Origin of the sequence: Blautia sp. CAG:237, assembly GCF_000436615.1 — a bacterium.
Classification (GTDB): Bacteria; Bacillota; Clostridia; order Lachnospirales; family Lachnospiraceae; genus Blautia_A; species Blautia_A intestinihominis.
On the sequence record NZ_FR886771.1, the window covers coordinates 596 to 14,639 of the forward strand.

General features: G+C 44.8%; 15 protein-coding genes. 11 read left to right on the forward strand and 4 right to left on the reverse strand.

Annotated elements, in window-relative coordinates:
* Positions 1-492 (forward strand): glycogen/starch/alpha-glucan phosphorylase (locus QZL69_RS13235; protein ID WP_291519768.1); only part of this gene is annotated, 492 nt, incomplete at its 5' end.
* A gap of 209 nt (positions 493-701) precedes the next feature.
* On the opposite strand, the gene QZL69_RS13240 is transcribed toward QZL69_RS13235, so the two are convergent.
* Both QZL69_RS13240 and QZL69_RS13245 read right to left on the reverse strand, forming a co-directional pair.
* Positions 702-1,481: an HD domain-containing protein gene (locus QZL69_RS13240; protein WP_022215669.1), complete on the reverse strand. Its 780-nt coding sequence runs from the start codon at positions 1,479-1,481 to the stop codon at positions 702-704.
* The gene (locus tag QZL69_RS13245; RefSeq protein WP_022215670.1) at positions 1,478-2,377 is read right to left on the reverse strand and encodes a helix-turn-helix transcriptional regulator; all 900 of its coding nucleotides are present in this window, start codon (positions 2,375-2,377) and stop codon (positions 1,478-1,480) included. Before QZL69_RS13245 ends, QZL69_RS13240 begins: the two co-directional genes overlap by 4 nt.
* Positions 2,378-2,641: 264 nt before the next feature.
* Here QZL69_RS13245 and QZL69_RS13250 point away from each other — a divergent pair, with 264 nt between their 5' ends.
* On the forward strand, positions 2,642-3,877 hold the full coding sequence (locus QZL69_RS13250; RefSeq protein WP_022215671.1) for a galactokinase: 1,236 nt from the start codon (positions 2,642-2,644) through the stop codon (positions 3,875-3,877).
* A gap of 53 nt (positions 3,878-3,930) precedes the next feature.
* On the opposite strand, the gene QZL69_RS13255 is transcribed toward QZL69_RS13250, so the two are convergent.
* Positions 3,931-4,671 (reverse strand): lysophospholipid acyltransferase family protein, encoded by a 741-nt coding sequence (locus tag QZL69_RS13255; protein ID WP_022215672.1) that lies wholly within the window; start codon positions 4,669-4,671, stop codon positions 3,931-3,933.
* A gap of 150 nt (positions 4,672-4,821) precedes the next feature.
* Here QZL69_RS13255 and QZL69_RS13260 point away from each other — a divergent pair, with 150 nt between their 5' ends.
* The 9 genes from QZL69_RS13260 to QZL69_RS13300 all read left to right on the forward strand — a co-directional run bounded on the left by QZL69_RS13260 (position 4,822) and on the right by QZL69_RS13300 (position 13,521).
* Positions 4,822-5,271 (forward strand): protease complex subunit PrcB family protein, encoded by a 450-nt coding sequence (locus QZL69_RS13260; protein WP_022215673.1) that lies wholly within the window; start codon positions 4,822-4,824, stop codon positions 5,269-5,271.
* A gap of 20 nt (positions 5,272-5,291) precedes the next feature.
* Entirely contained in the window at positions 5,292-6,848 is a 1,557-nt protein-coding gene (locus QZL69_RS13265; RefSeq protein WP_022215674.1) for a DUF3794 and LysM peptidoglycan-binding domain-containing protein, read from the forward strand.
* Positions 6,849-6,957: 109 nt separating this feature from the next.
* A complete protein-coding gene (gene ispE, locus QZL69_RS13270) occupies positions 6,958-7,821 on the forward strand; it encodes a 4-(cytidine 5'-diphospho)-2-C-methyl-D-erythritol kinase (RefSeq protein ID WP_022215675.1) in 864 nt (287 codons plus the stop codon).
* A gap of 28 nt (positions 7,822-7,849) precedes the next feature.
* Entirely contained in the window at positions 7,850-8,530 is a 681-nt protein-coding gene (locus QZL69_RS13275) for a GntR family transcriptional regulator (protein ID WP_022215676.1), read from the forward strand.
* A gap of 98 nt (positions 8,531-8,628) precedes the next feature.
* Positions 8,629-10,182, forward strand: a complete 1,554-nt coding sequence (locus QZL69_RS13280) for a spore germination protein (protein ID WP_022215677.1) — start codon at positions 8,629-8,631, stop codon at positions 10,180-10,182.
* The gene (locus QZL69_RS13285) at positions 10,179-11,840 is read left to right on the forward strand and encodes a GerAB/ArcD/ProY family transporter (protein WP_022215678.1); all 1,662 of its coding nucleotides are present in this window, start codon (positions 10,179-10,181) and stop codon (positions 11,838-11,840) included. The genes QZL69_RS13280 and QZL69_RS13285 overlap by 4 nt, the downstream gene beginning before the upstream one ends.
* A gap of 68 nt (positions 11,841-11,908) precedes the next feature.
* Entirely contained in the window at positions 11,909-12,154 is a 246-nt protein-coding gene (locus QZL69_RS13290; RefSeq protein ID WP_022215679.1) for a hypothetical protein, read from the forward strand.
* Between the two features lie 84 nt (positions 12,155-12,238).
* Positions 12,239-13,060 carry a glutamate racemase gene (gene murI / locus QZL69_RS13295; protein WP_022215680.1) on the forward strand — a complete coding sequence of 274 codons (822 nt, stop codon included), beginning with the start codon at positions 12,239-12,241 and terminating at the stop codon, positions 13,058-13,060.
* 14 nt (positions 13,061-13,074) lie between these two features.
* Entirely contained in the window at positions 13,075-13,521 is a 447-nt protein-coding gene (locus QZL69_RS13300; protein ID WP_022215681.1) for a DUF1934 domain-containing protein, read from the forward strand.
* Positions 13,522-13,577: 56 nt separating this feature from the next.
* Here the strand turns inward: QZL69_RS13300 and QZL69_RS13305 are convergent, their stop codons facing one another.
* The gene (locus QZL69_RS13305; protein WP_022215682.1) at positions 13,578-14,027 is read right to left on the reverse strand and encodes a hypothetical protein; all 450 of its coding nucleotides are present in this window, start codon (positions 14,025-14,027) and stop codon (positions 13,578-13,580) included.
* Positions 14,028-14,044 lie beyond the last annotated feature (17 nt).

The window sequence follows — 14,044 nt, forward strand, 5'->3', positions numbered from 1 at the left end:
GGTAACATGAAGTTCATGCTGAACGGTGCACCGACTCTGGGAACCATGGATGGTGCTAACGTTGAGATCGTTGATGAAGTTGGCAAAGAAAACGCATTTATCTTCGGTCTGAGTGCAGATGAAGTTATTAATTACGAAAACAATGGCGGATATGATCCGAGAGTCATCTACAACACAGATGATGAGATCCGTCAGGTACTGACAGAGCTTGTAAATGGAACATTCTCCGCTGATACAGAACTGTTCCGTGATCTGTACAACTCACTCCTCAACCAGAATGGTGGAGAGAGAGCAGACCAGTACTTCATCCTTGCTGACTTCCGCTCCTATGCAGCAGCACAGAAGAAAGTAGAAGAAGCATACAAAGATGAAAAAGGCTGGGCTCGTATGGCTATGCTGAACACAGCATGCGCAGGTAAATTTACATCTGACAGAACAATTGAAGAGTATGTAGATGATATCTGGCATCTGGACAAAGTATTCATCAAATAAATTCCGCAAAGTGGACTTAGCAGTCCCCTCTGCACACCCCTGGCTTAGTTGAAACATGGCTATAGGTTATGATGAGATGAAGTGAGTTGGTGGGGGAATGTATGCTTGGTTTTTGTGTGGGGTAGATTTTCTGTGTGGGGAGTGATTGTGGGCAAATAAAAAGGATCTGGCTAGGTGAGTCAGGTCCTTTTTTGTGGGGAAAATGTGGATTAGTTCCAGGAATGGCCTGGATTGGTGTGGATAAACTCTGCCAGATGGGAACGGATGTCTTCCATCTTCTGGCGGGTGTCCGGGTTGGAGTAAGGAATGCGGTCGATGATCTTGTTGAGGTAGTCGTGTTCTTCGATGATATCGAGGGTTGCACGATAATTGATGTCAAGGAAGTAAGCGACGTAGGAGACCCAGTAATCCATTCTGGTGACGCGGTCAGGGGAGTAGACACACTGGTTTTTGAAAACAGTATCGTAAATGACAGGAGTAATTGCCTGTGCACCGATTTCTTCTCCAGATGCCCCCATGAAGACCAGAAGATCATCCTCTAATTTTACGCGACAGTTGTCCAGTTTGTCTGCATCGCGGATCAAGCGGGCGTGAAGGAGGGTGAGTGGATCTGTGATCCCCTCAAGTTTGAAATCACTGTGTCTGGCGATAGCAGTGTGGATGATATCGTCCCAGGTGGATTCCGGGACAAACTGGCGGATCATGCCTTCTTCAAATAAAACCTGCACACCATAAGCTGCGTGATCCATGGTGGTCGGTTCGAAGCTGTCAAAACGTTTCAACTGTTCAAAACGACCAATGTCGTGCAGCAGGGCAATGATTCTGGCGAGTTCAGTGTCTTCATCAGATAACTGCATACGTTTACAGATTTCTGTCATATCATGCACTACGCCGTAGGTATGAATGATCTTGAGACGGACTTTACCATTATCACGGTCATAGCTGTTCAGATATTTCTCAAATTGTTCTTTTGCATTGTTGTAGTTCATGCGTGATCCTCCTGTGATATAAGATTTTTGCGGTATTCTCTCGGACTACAGCCTTTGATCTTGCTGAAGACTTTGGAGTAGTAGTTGGAGTCGGAGAAGCCGGTCTTTCCGGCGATGTTGCTGATGGATTCGTGGGTGCTCAGGTATTCCAGGCTTCGTTCGATCCGGTACTCCTGCAGGAAAGAGAAGAGTGTAGTATTCATATGGCGTTTAAACAGGCGCGTACATTCACTTTCACAGAGATGAATGTGTTCAGCGACTTCTGCCAGTGTGATCGGGTTCATGTAATTCTGTTCTATGTAAGAGAGGATTTTGCGGATCCGTTCATATTCTGTGAGATCAGATGCGGCAGGAAGCGGCTGATGTGGGAGATGTTCTACGAGCAGCCGCCACATGATCTGCATCCGGATCGATATGTCCAGTTCGTAGAAATCAGGCTTTTCTTTATCAAGGGCGATGACTTCCAACATTTTTTTGCGGAAAGTTTCATGCCAGCTTTCTGTATAGTCGATGTGCATCGCACAGACAGCAAGATTCTGGATCACAGGTTCTACATATTTCGTACAGATGGTGCTCTGGAAAAATCCATAGATCAGCTTTGGGTCAAAAGTGATCGGTATATAGGAACAATCCTCCTGGTGCTCCATTTCGCCGCTGTGGAGGGCGTTGGAATTGCAGAAAATAATGTCCCCTTCTTTCAGGTGGAAGGACTGATTATTTACACGATAGTGCATGGAGCCTTTTTTTATATAAGTGATCTCGATTTCCGGATGGTAGTGCCACATAAAGGAATTGGAATCATATTCTGACAGCCGCTGATAACTGACCAGAAACGGGAAATGGTCGCTGCCATGTTTCTTTAATTCTTTTTGAAACTGGTTTGTGATGATCTGCATGAGAGACTGTCTCTCCTCCTTTTTTCGAAGATTTGCTGAACGCAGGAAATTACCTTTATTATAAACAAAAAAATATGAATAACGCAAGATTTTACTTTTTTTTCGCAGATTAATTAAGGTATTTTACAGAAAAAGATATATAATGGATTTATCAGATGTGCACAGGAGAATAATGTGCATGATGAAAGAGCGTAACGAAACAACATAATGAAACAAAAACTACATGGGATGCATCAAAATAAAATGTAAAAGGAGAACAGGAACATGAATTTACCAGAAACAGCAAAACTTCAGGAAATCTATGGAGAAACAGAGAAGAGCAGCGCACGTTTCCAGAAACTTGCAGATAATTTTGCAAAAACATACAAACATGACAAAGCAGAATACTTCACATCAGCAGGAAGAACTGAGATCATTGGAAACCATACAGACCACAATGGCGGCAAGGTGATTGCAGGAAGCATCAACCTGGATACCATCGGAGCGGCTTATCCGAACGGAACACAGACTATCCATATCACCAGTGAAGGATACAGAGATGAGATCGTTGTAGACCTTACCAAACTGAGCAAGGCAAACTACAAGAAGGGAACACCGGCACTCGTTGCAGGTATGATGGAAGGTGCACAGAAGAACGGCTTTAAGACAGCAGGATTCGATGCATATGTAAGCACAAACGTTATCGCAGCAGCAGGTGTAAGTTCTTCTGCTTCTTTCGAGATGCTGATCTGCACTATCATTGATTACTTCTTTAACGAAAGCAAAATGACATATAATGATTATGCAAAAGTTGGCCAGTATGCAGAGAATGTTTACTGGGACAAAGCTTCCGGAATGATGGACCAGATGGCATGTGCAGTAGGCGGACCGGTTCTTTTTGATTTCGCTGACAGCAATAACCTCAAATACAGCAAACTGGATTTCTCCTTCGGAAAATTCGGATACAAGCTTGTTATCGTAAATACAGGAAAAGGTCATGCAGATCTGAGCCAGGAATACTCTGAGATCCCGGGTGAAATGAAAGCTGTTGCCAAAGTACTTGGCGTGAACCTTCTTCATGAGACAAACGTAGATGCACTTCTTGAGCATTGCAATGAGATTGAGGATGACAGAGCAATTCTCCGTGCACTTCATTTCTTTGGAGAGACTACCCGTGTAGAGGAAGCAGCAGATGCGATCCACCATGATGATTATGATAAATTCCTTGAACTGATCGACGAGTCCGGAAAATCTTCCTGGGAACTCCTTCAGAACTGCTACACTATGAAAGATTTCCACGAGCAGAAGATCACAAGAACTCTTGCACTGACACAGCTTTTCCTCAAGAAGATTGGCGCAGGCGTATGCCGTGTTCACGGTGGTGGATTTGCAGGCGTTATCGCAGCGATCATTCCGGAAAAAGAGCAGGAGAACTATGTAGAATATATTTCTAAATTTGTTGGAAAAGAAAATGTATATCCAATGGACATCCGTGCAGTCGGAGCAGCACATATCGGATAAGCAACTACTGTCTATTAAAAAAGAATATAAAATCACAAAAATAAACCCCTGGATCATACCAGAGGTTTATTTTTTTCGAGCATATCGTGAATGATGTTCTGAGTGTATGCACCGAGATGTTTCTGATCTTCTTTCGGAAGGTCCTTGACATAGATTGGTTTACCGTATTCCAAAACGACATGAGTTGATTTGATCTTTGGCATATGTGCCTCAAAGATTTCTACGGTGTTGTTAAGTGCCATTGGAATGATCGCACAGCCTGTCTTGGAAGCAATTTTGAAGCTTCCGTCGTGGAAAGGAAGAAGCTCCAGGTCATCTGCATTCTTGTTACGTGTACCTTCAGGGAAGATACAGATGGAAATGCCGGATTTGATCTTGTCGATGGCTGCGAGGATGGTCTTGAGTCCCTGTTTGATATCCTTACGGTCAAGAAACAGACAGTGAAGATATTTCATCCAGTTGGAAAGAAGCGGATAACGCTCCATTTCTTTCTTGGCAATGTAGCCGGTACGGATCGGACAGCGGCTGTAAGTAAGCACGATGTCAAAATAACTTCTGTGATTGCCAATGTAGAGAACCGGAGTATCCTTGGGAACATTTTCTTCGCCGATGATCGTAACTTTGGTTCCGGCTTCCCAGAGAATGAATTTAAATACTCCCTGGACAATTCGAAGAGAACTGATTTCCTTGGTCCTTGGTGAAAATTTTCCGATGATCCATTCGATCAGAAGAATCGGAATGGAAAGGATCAGAAACCCGATGACCGTAATGGCAACAATGATAAAACGAATCATAACGAATTCCTCTTTCTGTTAAATTTGCATGGGTTTCGCGTGTTCGAAACTCTGCTATCAGTATAAGGGATATTTGAAATAGTTGCAATAAATCTTTTGGTTTTGGCATAGAATACATATTGAAAAAGAGCGGACAGGAGAATTGTGCCTATGCAGATACCACTGTCTGCAGGAATCAGACAAAATCGGTCAAAACGATATATGACGGTTGTCTGGTGCATATTACTGGCTTTTTTGCTGAGTGCAGGAGGATGCAGCCTGGTAAAGATAGAGGAAGGGGAGAGGACACCTCTTGAATATACGGTGGTGGATACAGCAGAATTTCCGCAGAGTGCACAGGAACTGATTCAGGAAAAGAAAGCGGACGATTTTCAGATGACTTATCAGAAGGGAGATACCCTGTATCTGATCCGGGGATATGGAAAGCAGATGAGCGGAGGATACAGTATTCAGGTGGCTGAACTTTCGGCTTCGTCTACGACGATTTTTTTCAAAACGAGACTGATCGGACCGGAGAAAGAAAATCAGAGCGGAGCGCCATCTTATCCGTATATTGCAGTAAAGACCGATTACAGAGAAGAACCTGTTGTGTTTGAATAGTATGAGAGGAGCGGTCAGCGATGGAATTAAGAAAAGAAGATATTCAGGTGCTGCGGACAAAGAGCAGAGCGACCAGCCAGGTGACTTTTGATGTGGATTATAATGTGCCGGATGTAAAACCGGATATCGGACGGATGGTCCAGAACAAGGGCGATGTTTCGGTAGAAGAAGTCCGATTAAGCGACGGTCATGCTTTTCTGAAAGGAAGCCTGCAGGTGGATCTTCTCTATGTAGGAGAAGAAGAGGGCAAAGTTTACAGTCTCTCAGCCAAACTGCCGGTGGAAGAGACGATGAACCTTGAGGGGATCGTAAGTGGCGATAAGATGTGTCTTCGGTGGGAAATAGAGGATCTGAGCCTGCACCTGATCCATTCAAGAAAACTGAACATCAAAGCAGTAGTGACTTTTTATGCAGTTGTAGATGAACTCTCAGGAATCCGTCTGCCGGTTTCACTGGATGATGAAACAGTTTCTGTGCAGAAAAAACAGATGCGTCTTCTCAGTCTTGCCATACATAAAAAAGACACCTTGCGGCTCAAAGAAGAAGTAGAACTGGTATCCAATAAACCGAATATCGCAGAGCTTCTCTGGTATACGCTTGAAGTCAGAGGACTGGACTTAAGACCGGAAGAAAATGTAGTAAAAGCCAAAGGAGAACTTTTTTTGTTTGCTTTGTATAAAGGGGATGATGAGGACGGTACCCTGCAGTGGCTGGAGCATTCTATACCATTTACCGGAGAAGTGGAATGCAGCGGATGTACTTTTGACATGGTTCCAAATCTGGAAGCTTCGGTCATCAATCAGAGCGTGGAGGTGAAACCGGATTCCGACGGAGAGGAACGCATCTTTGTAACAGATATCGTACTGGAGTTGGATATCCGTCTTTACAGGGAAGAAGACCATGAAATACTTATGGATGTCTATACTCCGTTTCGTCAGTGCATCCCAAAATGCAAAAATGAAGTTCTGGAAAGTCTTCTGGTGAGGAATTTTTCCAAATGCCGCGTGTCTGATCGGATTGAGATCAAGGAGACACAGGGGAAAATCCTCCAGATTTGCCACAGCCAGGGAAAAGTAAAAATAGATAAAACAAAAATTGTCAAAGATGGGATCCAGGTAGACGGGATCGTTCAGATGAAAGTTCTCTATATCGTGGGGAATGACGACATGCCGTTCTATTCCATGGAAGTGATGATGCCGTTCAGTCATGTGGTGGAGGCAAGGGGGATCACAGAGGACAGCGTCTACTATTTCCATACGGATCTGGAACAGCTTTCGACAAGCATGGTCGACAGTAACGAGATTGAAGTCAGAGCGGCGGTGAGCCTGAATGTTCTTGTGATCCAGTGCATAGAGGAAAAGATCATTGAAAGTGTGGAAGAACAGCCACTCGATACAGAAAAGATCCGAAGTATGCCGGGAATTACGGTATATATGGTGAAGCAGGGAGATACACTCTGGGACATCGCAAAAAAATTCTATACGACTATGGAGGAGATCATTTCCATGAACAGTCTCGAAAATGATCAGCTGACCCTGGGACAGCCGCTTTTATTGGTAAAAAAAGTTGAAAGCTGATACTTGAAATCCTGAAAAAAATCATTTAAAATAGATACAATCATATTGTATACAAAGTACAAAAGAAATGAAAAAAGAAACAAAATCACAAAGGACAGAGGGGATATTTATGCGTTTGCGAGCAATGGCGAAAATTAATCTGGGACTGGATATCCTGGGTAAAAGAGACGATGGTTACCATGAAGTTCGTATGCTGATGCAGACGATCCAGATGTATGATCTTCTGGATATCCGGCGGAAATCTTCACCGGGGATCACATTGACTACGAATCTTCTTTATGTTCCGTCAGATGAGAGAAATCTGGTATATAAGGCAGCGAAACTTCTCATGGATGAATTTGATATCCAGGAGGGAATTTCCATGAAGCTTACCAAGTCCATTCCGGTGGCAGCAGGTATGGCAGGCGGAAGTTCCGATGCAGCGGCAGCGTTTGTCGGTGTAAACAAGATGTTTCATCTTGGCTTAAGTGAGCAGGAACTCATGGAGCGTGCTGTGCAGATCGGGGCAGATGTGCCGTACTGCATTATGCGTGGAACAGCACTGGCTGAGGGAATCGGTGAGAAACTGACCAGACTTCCGCAGCTTCCGAAATGTTATATTCTGGTTGGCAAACCGGCGGTCAATGTTTCTACGAAACTGGCTTATGAAAATCTGGATCTTCAGAATATGGGAGCACATCCTGATATTGATGGTATGATCTCTGATATTGAGAATGGAGATCTTTATACTATGGTTTCCCGAATGGGAAATGTATTTGAACCGGGGATCATCGGCAAATATCCGGTGCTCCAGGAGATCAAGGATCTCATGGAGGCACATGGTGCACTCAAGGCAATGATGAGCGGAAGCGGTCCGACTGTCTTTGGTATTTTTGATGATAAGAACAAGATGAAAGCAGCAGCCAGGGTTCTGCGAAGCAGTCATCTGGCCAAGACTGTATTTGCTACAGAAGTTTTTAACCGCAAAGACTGAGGGGAATTTTTTACAGGAGGTACTTAAGATGAATGATTTTTCTGTTGATATGAATGAATATCTGCCGTTAAGAGATGTGGTATTTAACACACTGCGTAAAGCGATTCTGAAGGGTGAGCTGAAACCCGGAGAACGACTGATGGAGATCGCGCTGGCGGAGAAACTTGGAGTCAGCAGGACTCCTGTTCGTGAGGCGATGCGTAAGCTGGAACTGGAAGGTCTGGTCGTGATGATCCCGCGCCGCGGTGCACAGGTGGCGAACATTACAGAGAAGGATCTGAATGATGTACTGGAAGTCCGTATGGCACTTGAAAATCTGTCGATCGAGAATGCATGCGCGCGCATGACCGAGGAGCAGCTTGATGATCTCTGGAAAGCAGCCAAGAACTTTGAGGATACGATGGCAGAGGGAAATCTTGTTAAGCTGGCAGAAGCCGATGTAACTTTTCATGAAGTGATCTACAAATCTTCCGACAACCGCAGACTGAATCAGGTACTGAATAATCTTCGTGAGCAGATCTACAGATATCGTGTGGAATATCTCAAGGATGAAGAAACAAGAAACCTTCTTGTTAAGGAACATGAGGAGATCTACGAGGCGATCAAGAATCGTGACCTCAAGAAAGCCAAGGAGATTTCTTATCAGCATATCGAGAACCAGAGAGAGGCGATCATCCGCTCTATCAGGGAAGAAACAAAAAATCGCTGAACTGTAAATAAAATTGTATAATCCGGTTATTCTAAAAGAGATACATATTGTGTGTATCTCTTTTTTTTTATGGATTACGATTACAACAGGAGGATGCAATGGATCAAAAGACCAAAATCCACAGTGAACTGAGAAAAAATGAATCCTACATCAGAGAAAAATTCGAGAACTGTGCAGATATCCTGATCCGCCCCATGCGTCTGGGAAGCGAAAGCAAAATAGACTGTCTGATGGTCTATATCGAAGTGGCAGTTTCAAATATGATGCTGGATGATTCTGCACTGGGCAAGATGATCAATCATTTCTGGGAGATCTCACCGGGGCAGATACAGGAATTTATGCGGAACAACAGTCTGGGGATCGCAGATGTGCAGAAACTGGCGGATATGGAAGAAGTCCTGTCAGCAGTTCTTGCAGGAAATGCAGTTTTTTTTATAGACGGATATGACAAGGCGATGAAAATATCCAGCAAGGGATACCCGGACATGGGAGTTTCCGAAGCGAAATCAGAAAAAGTCCTGCGCGGTTCCAAAGAAGGATTTTCGGATTCTGTAAAAACAAACTCCGCACTGGTCAGAAAGCGGATCCGGAACAGCAGAATGAAGGTCGAGGAAAAAACGACAGGTGTCCGATCAAAGACAGTCCTGCAGCTTCTCTACATGGAAGATCTCGTTCAGGAAGATCTTCTGGAGAATATCAAAACCAGTCTGGATGAATACAGGATAGATGGAATCTTTGACAGTGGAATGCTGGAACAGCTTACAGACAGAACATGGTATTCACCGTTTCCACAGTATCAGACAACGGAACGTCCCGACCGGGCGGCGATGGAGATCCTGAATGGAAAGATCGTGGTGCTCTGTGACAATTCTCCGTCCGCACTGATCCTTCCAAGTTCCTTTAATGGCTTTATGGAGAGCAGCGAGGACTGGTTTCATCATTTTGAAATGGCATCGTTTCTGCGGGCACTTCGTTATCTTGCACTGCTTGTGGCGACACTGCTCCCGGGGCTTTACCTTGCGGTGATCCGCTTTCACACACAGATACTTCCGGCAAATCTGATCCTGTCTTTTGCAAAAGCACGGGAGGGAGTACCTTTTTCCAGCGTGGTCGAACTGATCTTTCTGGAACTCTCGTTTGAACTGATCCGGGAGGCAGGAGTGCGGGTCCCCGGGGCATTGGGGAATGCGATCGGAATCGTGGGAGGCCTGATCATTGGTCAGGCGGCAGTCAGTGCAAATCTGGTCAGTCCTATCGTTGTTATGATCGTTGCATTGACCGCACTGGGATCGATGGTGATCCCGGAGGAAGAGTTTGCCGCAGCATTCCGACTTTTGAAATATGTATTTCTGTTTCTGGGTGGATATCTTGGAATCTTTGGAATCGTTCTGGGGATCTATCTGACAGTGGCACATCTCTCCGGGCTTCTGAGTTGCGGCATGCCGTACCTTCTTCCGTTTATAAAAAAAGAACCCTGCCGCGATGCTGGCGAAGGAATCCTGCGGATCCCGTTCAGGAAGAGATGGCAGAGGCCGCTCTATGCAAGATGGGAACAGAAAATCCGTCTGCGGAAAAATGATTCCGATGATTCCGGAGAAAGCCGCCGGGAAGATTCCCGGAAAGTTCAGGGACAGGAGGAGAAAGACTCATGAAATTTGCGGAGAATAACAGGATTTCGCACAGACAGCTTTATCGCCAGATGATCCTGACGTTTCTGGCTCCTTTCCTGATCTGTCTTCCTGGGAAAAACGGGATTCAGGGAATGACGGGAATCGCAGGTGTTCTGGCGGCAGTGATCCTGCTGGTCATTTATGTTTTTGTGCTTTTGAGAGTGACCAGCGGATATTCGGATATGGTACGTTTTTTTGGAAGGTTCTGGGGACGGATAGCAGGACTCTTTTTTCTGGCGTATATTATCCTGACGGCAGTTTATATCTTGAAGATACTGGAGCAGATCGTGCCAAGGTGGCTGATCCTGGGAGTGCCGGCGGGCTGGATCTCTTTTCTGGTAGTCGTTATATGCAGTGTGGGAACAGAACGAGGAATCCAGAGACGGGGACGGATGGCAGAAGTTTCCGGAGGTTTGCTTTTGGTTGGAATCCTTCTGATGATGGTACTGTGCCTTGGACAGACACGTGTTGATTATCTTCAGGAGATGTTTGAAACAGAGCGAGTGAGCGGGAGTGGAGTCATTCAGAGCAGTTATCTTTTTCTGTGCGGATTTTCCGGGATCGGACTTTTGCCGTTTATCATGCGTGATGTAGAGAAGCGGGGAAGTGCAGGCAAGACGATCATAGCGTCTGTCCTCACTGTAGGTGGAATCTTTGCAGGAGTTCTTATTTTATTGCCGGCAGTATTTGGGTGGAGACGGCTTCTTACAGAAACATATCCAATCCTGCCTCTTCTTGCAGGGGCAGATCTTCCGGGAAATGTCCTTGCGAGATTTGATGTTCTCTGGATGGGATTTCTTCTGTATGGATTGTTGTTTGCAATGGGAAGTCTTTTTTACTATGGCTATCAAATCACGGAGAAATGCCATCTGGGAACGGCGAAATACTGGCTGGCAATTCTGATCTTCGGATTGTCATTGGTGGAAGTACCAGGTATGGATGTGGTGATATTCTACAGAAACTATCTGAGAAGTATTTTTGTCCCGGGACTTCTGCTCATACAGATGGCGATCCTTTTTCATGGACAGAAAAAGAAAATAAGAAAAACGACTACAGTTGTTTTGTTGATCTGCGCGTTGACACTGAGCGGATGTGCGGGAATTGAACCGGAAAAGAGAATGTATCCACTTGCACTCGGCGTAGAGCAGTCGGAAAATGGGTGGAAATTTATTTATGGACTGCCGGAACTTCCAAGTGCAGAAGGACAGGAAAAAGAAGAGACAGGAAATTCTGCACTGGCGATAACAGGTGTGGATTTTGAAACGATAGAAAAAATATATGACCGTTCACAGGAAAAATATCTGGACATGGGACATCTGCAGGTGCTGATCCTTAAGAATGATCTGACACAGTCAGACAGATGGAGTGAACTGTTATCTTATCTGGAAAAAGAACCGCTGATCGGTGAAAATGTATATGTATTCCGGACAGAAAATCTGACAGAGCTTATGGACTGGAACAAGGAAGGAACCTCGATAGGGGAATACCTGCCGGGACTTCTTGAAAACAGGATTCCGGATCAGGAGAAAAACGGTACTACGTTGCGCCAGGTATATCATCAGTGGTATGAGAATGGCACGTTACCAGGAATTCCTGAGATCATCCTGCAGAATGGAGAAATTCAGGTATATCTGGAATAAATTTGCAGAAAAACGTCCATACTCCAGACAGAAGACGATTTTATTTTCATAGATTCGGAGGTACCCAAATGGACTGGTTAAGGAACTGGAAAAAAAGACTTCTGTTGTCTGTGATGACAGGCATGCTGGCAGTAACACTTTTGTTCGGAGGCACGAAAAATGTCGAGGATTGCAGTATTATGGCGTGGTGGGGAACCCTGTATCCACAGTTTTGCTTTGAGAGAGGATCACAGAACAGCACTAATTATGAAAATACTGTAAAACAGCCGCCAAAGCTTTCCTTCTGGCTTGCGAAAGCCCTGAAGAGGTGGTAAGATTAAAGAACGATTCAGAGAGGCTGTGGCTTTTTCTGAGTCTTACATAGCAAACAGAACATAAAGGACTGGAGAAATAGATTTATGAAAATAGACAGAGATGCACCGATCGGTGTATTTGATTCCGGAGTAGGCGGTCTTACCGTAGCCAGGGAGATCATGAGAAATCTTCCATCGGAGAAGATCGTTTATTTTGGCGATACGGCGAGAGTTCCTTATGGAAGTAAATCCAAGGATACAGTCATCCGCTATTCCAGACAGATCATTCATTTTCTGGAGGAGCAGCAGGTCAAGGCAATCGTGATCGCCTGCAACACGGCAAGTGCATTTGCCCTGGATGCAGTGAAGGATGAACTGGATATCCCTGTACTTGGAGTGATCGAAGCAGGAGCCAAGGTTGCTGCAAAGGAGACACGCAATAAGCGAGTCGGAGTGATCGGAACGCTTGGAACTGTCGGAAGCGGTATTCATGAGGCGTATCTTAAACAGCTTGATCCGGAGATCACAGTGATAGGCAAGGCATGTCCGTTGTTTGTTCCGCTGGTCGAGGAAGGATGGCTTCATGATCCTGTAACTACGGAGATCGTGTCCAGATACCTTCAGGAACTGAAGGATAAAGAAATTGACACACTGATCCTCGGCTGTACACATTATCCGCTGATCCGTTCTACGATCAGAGAAGTCATGGGTGAGGGCGTGCGACTGGTTAATCCGGCATACGAGACAGCCTTACAGCTGAAGGCACTTCTTGCAGAGATGGATATTTCCAGCAGTGGAACAGGTGAAGAGGATTTTCCGTATCGCTTTTATGTCAGTGACCTGGCAGATGAGTTTAAGGATTTTGCAAATTCTATCTTGCCATATGATGTTTCAATGGCAAAGAAGATCGACATAGAGAAGTATTAAAGAGGAGTAAACATATGAATAAAGATGTACTGATACATGTACGCGGGCTCCAGATGATGGAAACAGATGATGCACAGGAGCCGATCGAGATCGTAGTTCCGGGACAGTATTATTTCCGAAACGGAAGTCATTATCTCCGTTACGAAGAAATGCTGGATGATACCGCAGAGACTACAGTAAATTATATCAAGATGTCACCGAACGGAGTAGAAGTCCGCAAGCAGGGACAGGTAAATGTACATATGGTTTTTGAGGAAGGCAAGAAAAACAAGACTTTTTACAATACGCCATATGGTACGCTGCAGATGGGAATCTCAGCGACAGGACTGGAACTCAAGGAGAGTGAAGACGGCATTCAGATGAAGGTGGATTATGCTCTGGATATGAACGAAGAGCATGTCGCTGACTGTTATCTGACCGTACAGGCACAGTCCAAGGATTCCGCGGATTTTGTTTTATAAAATCAAATTAAAATGCCCGTAAAGCTGAAATACTTTACGGGCATTGTCTTTCGATCTTATTTGTCTTTGCTGAACATTCTTTTGAAAAATCCCTTTTTCTTAGGTGCCGGTGCTTCAAGAGAACCACGGATTCCTTTAACTCCAACGATGTATAAACCGCTTACTTCGGCTTTTACTTCTTTTTTGACAGGGATCAGGTCAAAAACCTTCTCATCTGCGATCAGTATGGAGATCTTCGGACCAACCTTAGCCTTAACGATCGGCAGTTTGGAACGGCGCATCAGCTTAGGAGCCTGGTCAATGACCATCTGCGGCAGACCGGATTCTTTGAGTGGAAGTCGTTTCTTATCGATGATCAGCATGGAAACAGTCTGTTTTGCAGCTTCAATCTGTGCCTGCTGTTCTTCTTGCTTCTTCTGAGCTTTCTTTCCGAAGAAATAAAGTGCAACCAGGGCAATGATCAGAATGACCAAGATAACAAGAAGGACGATGCTAAGTGTACTCATAGATACCCTCCTCAGTG

What these genes read in the sequence shown, in the direction of transcription:
- QZL69_RS13240 (WP_022215669.1), bottom strand. Translation starts at nt 1,481, where the DNA reads ATGAACTACAACAATGCAAAAGAACAATTTGAGAAATATCTGAACAGC.
- QZL69_RS13245 (WP_022215670.1), bottom strand. Translation starts at nt 2,377, where the DNA reads ATGCAGATCATCACAAACCAGTTTCAAAAAGAATTAAAGAAACATGGC.
- QZL69_RS13250 (WP_022215671.1), top strand. Translation starts at nt 2,642, where the DNA reads ATGAATTTACCAGAAACAGCAAAACTTCAGGAAATCTATGGAGAAACA.
- QZL69_RS13255 (WP_022215672.1), bottom strand. Translation starts at nt 4,671, where the DNA reads ATGATTCGTTTTATCATTGTTGCCATTACGGTCATCGGGTTTCTGATC.
- QZL69_RS13260 (WP_022215673.1), top strand. Translation starts at nt 4,822, where the DNA reads ATGCAGATACCACTGTCTGCAGGAATCAGACAAAATCGGTCAAAACGA.
- QZL69_RS13265 (WP_022215674.1), top strand. Translation starts at nt 5,292, where the DNA reads ATGGAATTAAGAAAAGAAGATATTCAGGTGCTGCGGACAAAGAGCAGA.
- ispE (WP_022215675.1), top strand. Translation starts at nt 6,958, where the DNA reads ATGCGTTTGCGAGCAATGGCGAAAATTAATCTGGGACTGGATATCCTG.
- QZL69_RS13275 (WP_022215676.1), top strand. Translation starts at nt 7,850, where the DNA reads ATGAATGATTTTTCTGTTGATATGAATGAATATCTGCCGTTAAGAGAT.
- QZL69_RS13280 (WP_022215677.1), top strand. Translation starts at nt 8,629, where the DNA reads ATGGATCAAAAGACCAAAATCCACAGTGAACTGAGAAAAAATGAATCC.
- QZL69_RS13285 (WP_022215678.1), top strand. Translation starts at nt 10,179, where the DNA reads ATGAAATTTGCGGAGAATAACAGGATTTCGCACAGACAGCTTTATCGC.
- QZL69_RS13290 (WP_022215679.1), top strand. Translation starts at nt 11,909, where the DNA reads ATGGACTGGTTAAGGAACTGGAAAAAAAGACTTCTGTTGTCTGTGATG.
- murI (WP_022215680.1), top strand. Translation starts at nt 12,239, where the DNA reads ATGAAAATAGACAGAGATGCACCGATCGGTGTATTTGATTCCGGAGTA.
- QZL69_RS13300 (WP_022215681.1), top strand. Translation starts at nt 13,075, where the DNA reads ATGAATAAAGATGTACTGATACATGTACGCGGGCTCCAGATGATGGAA.
- QZL69_RS13305 (WP_022215682.1), bottom strand. Translation starts at nt 14,027, where the DNA reads ATGAGTACACTTAGCATCGTCCTTCTTGTTATCTTGGTCATTCTGATC.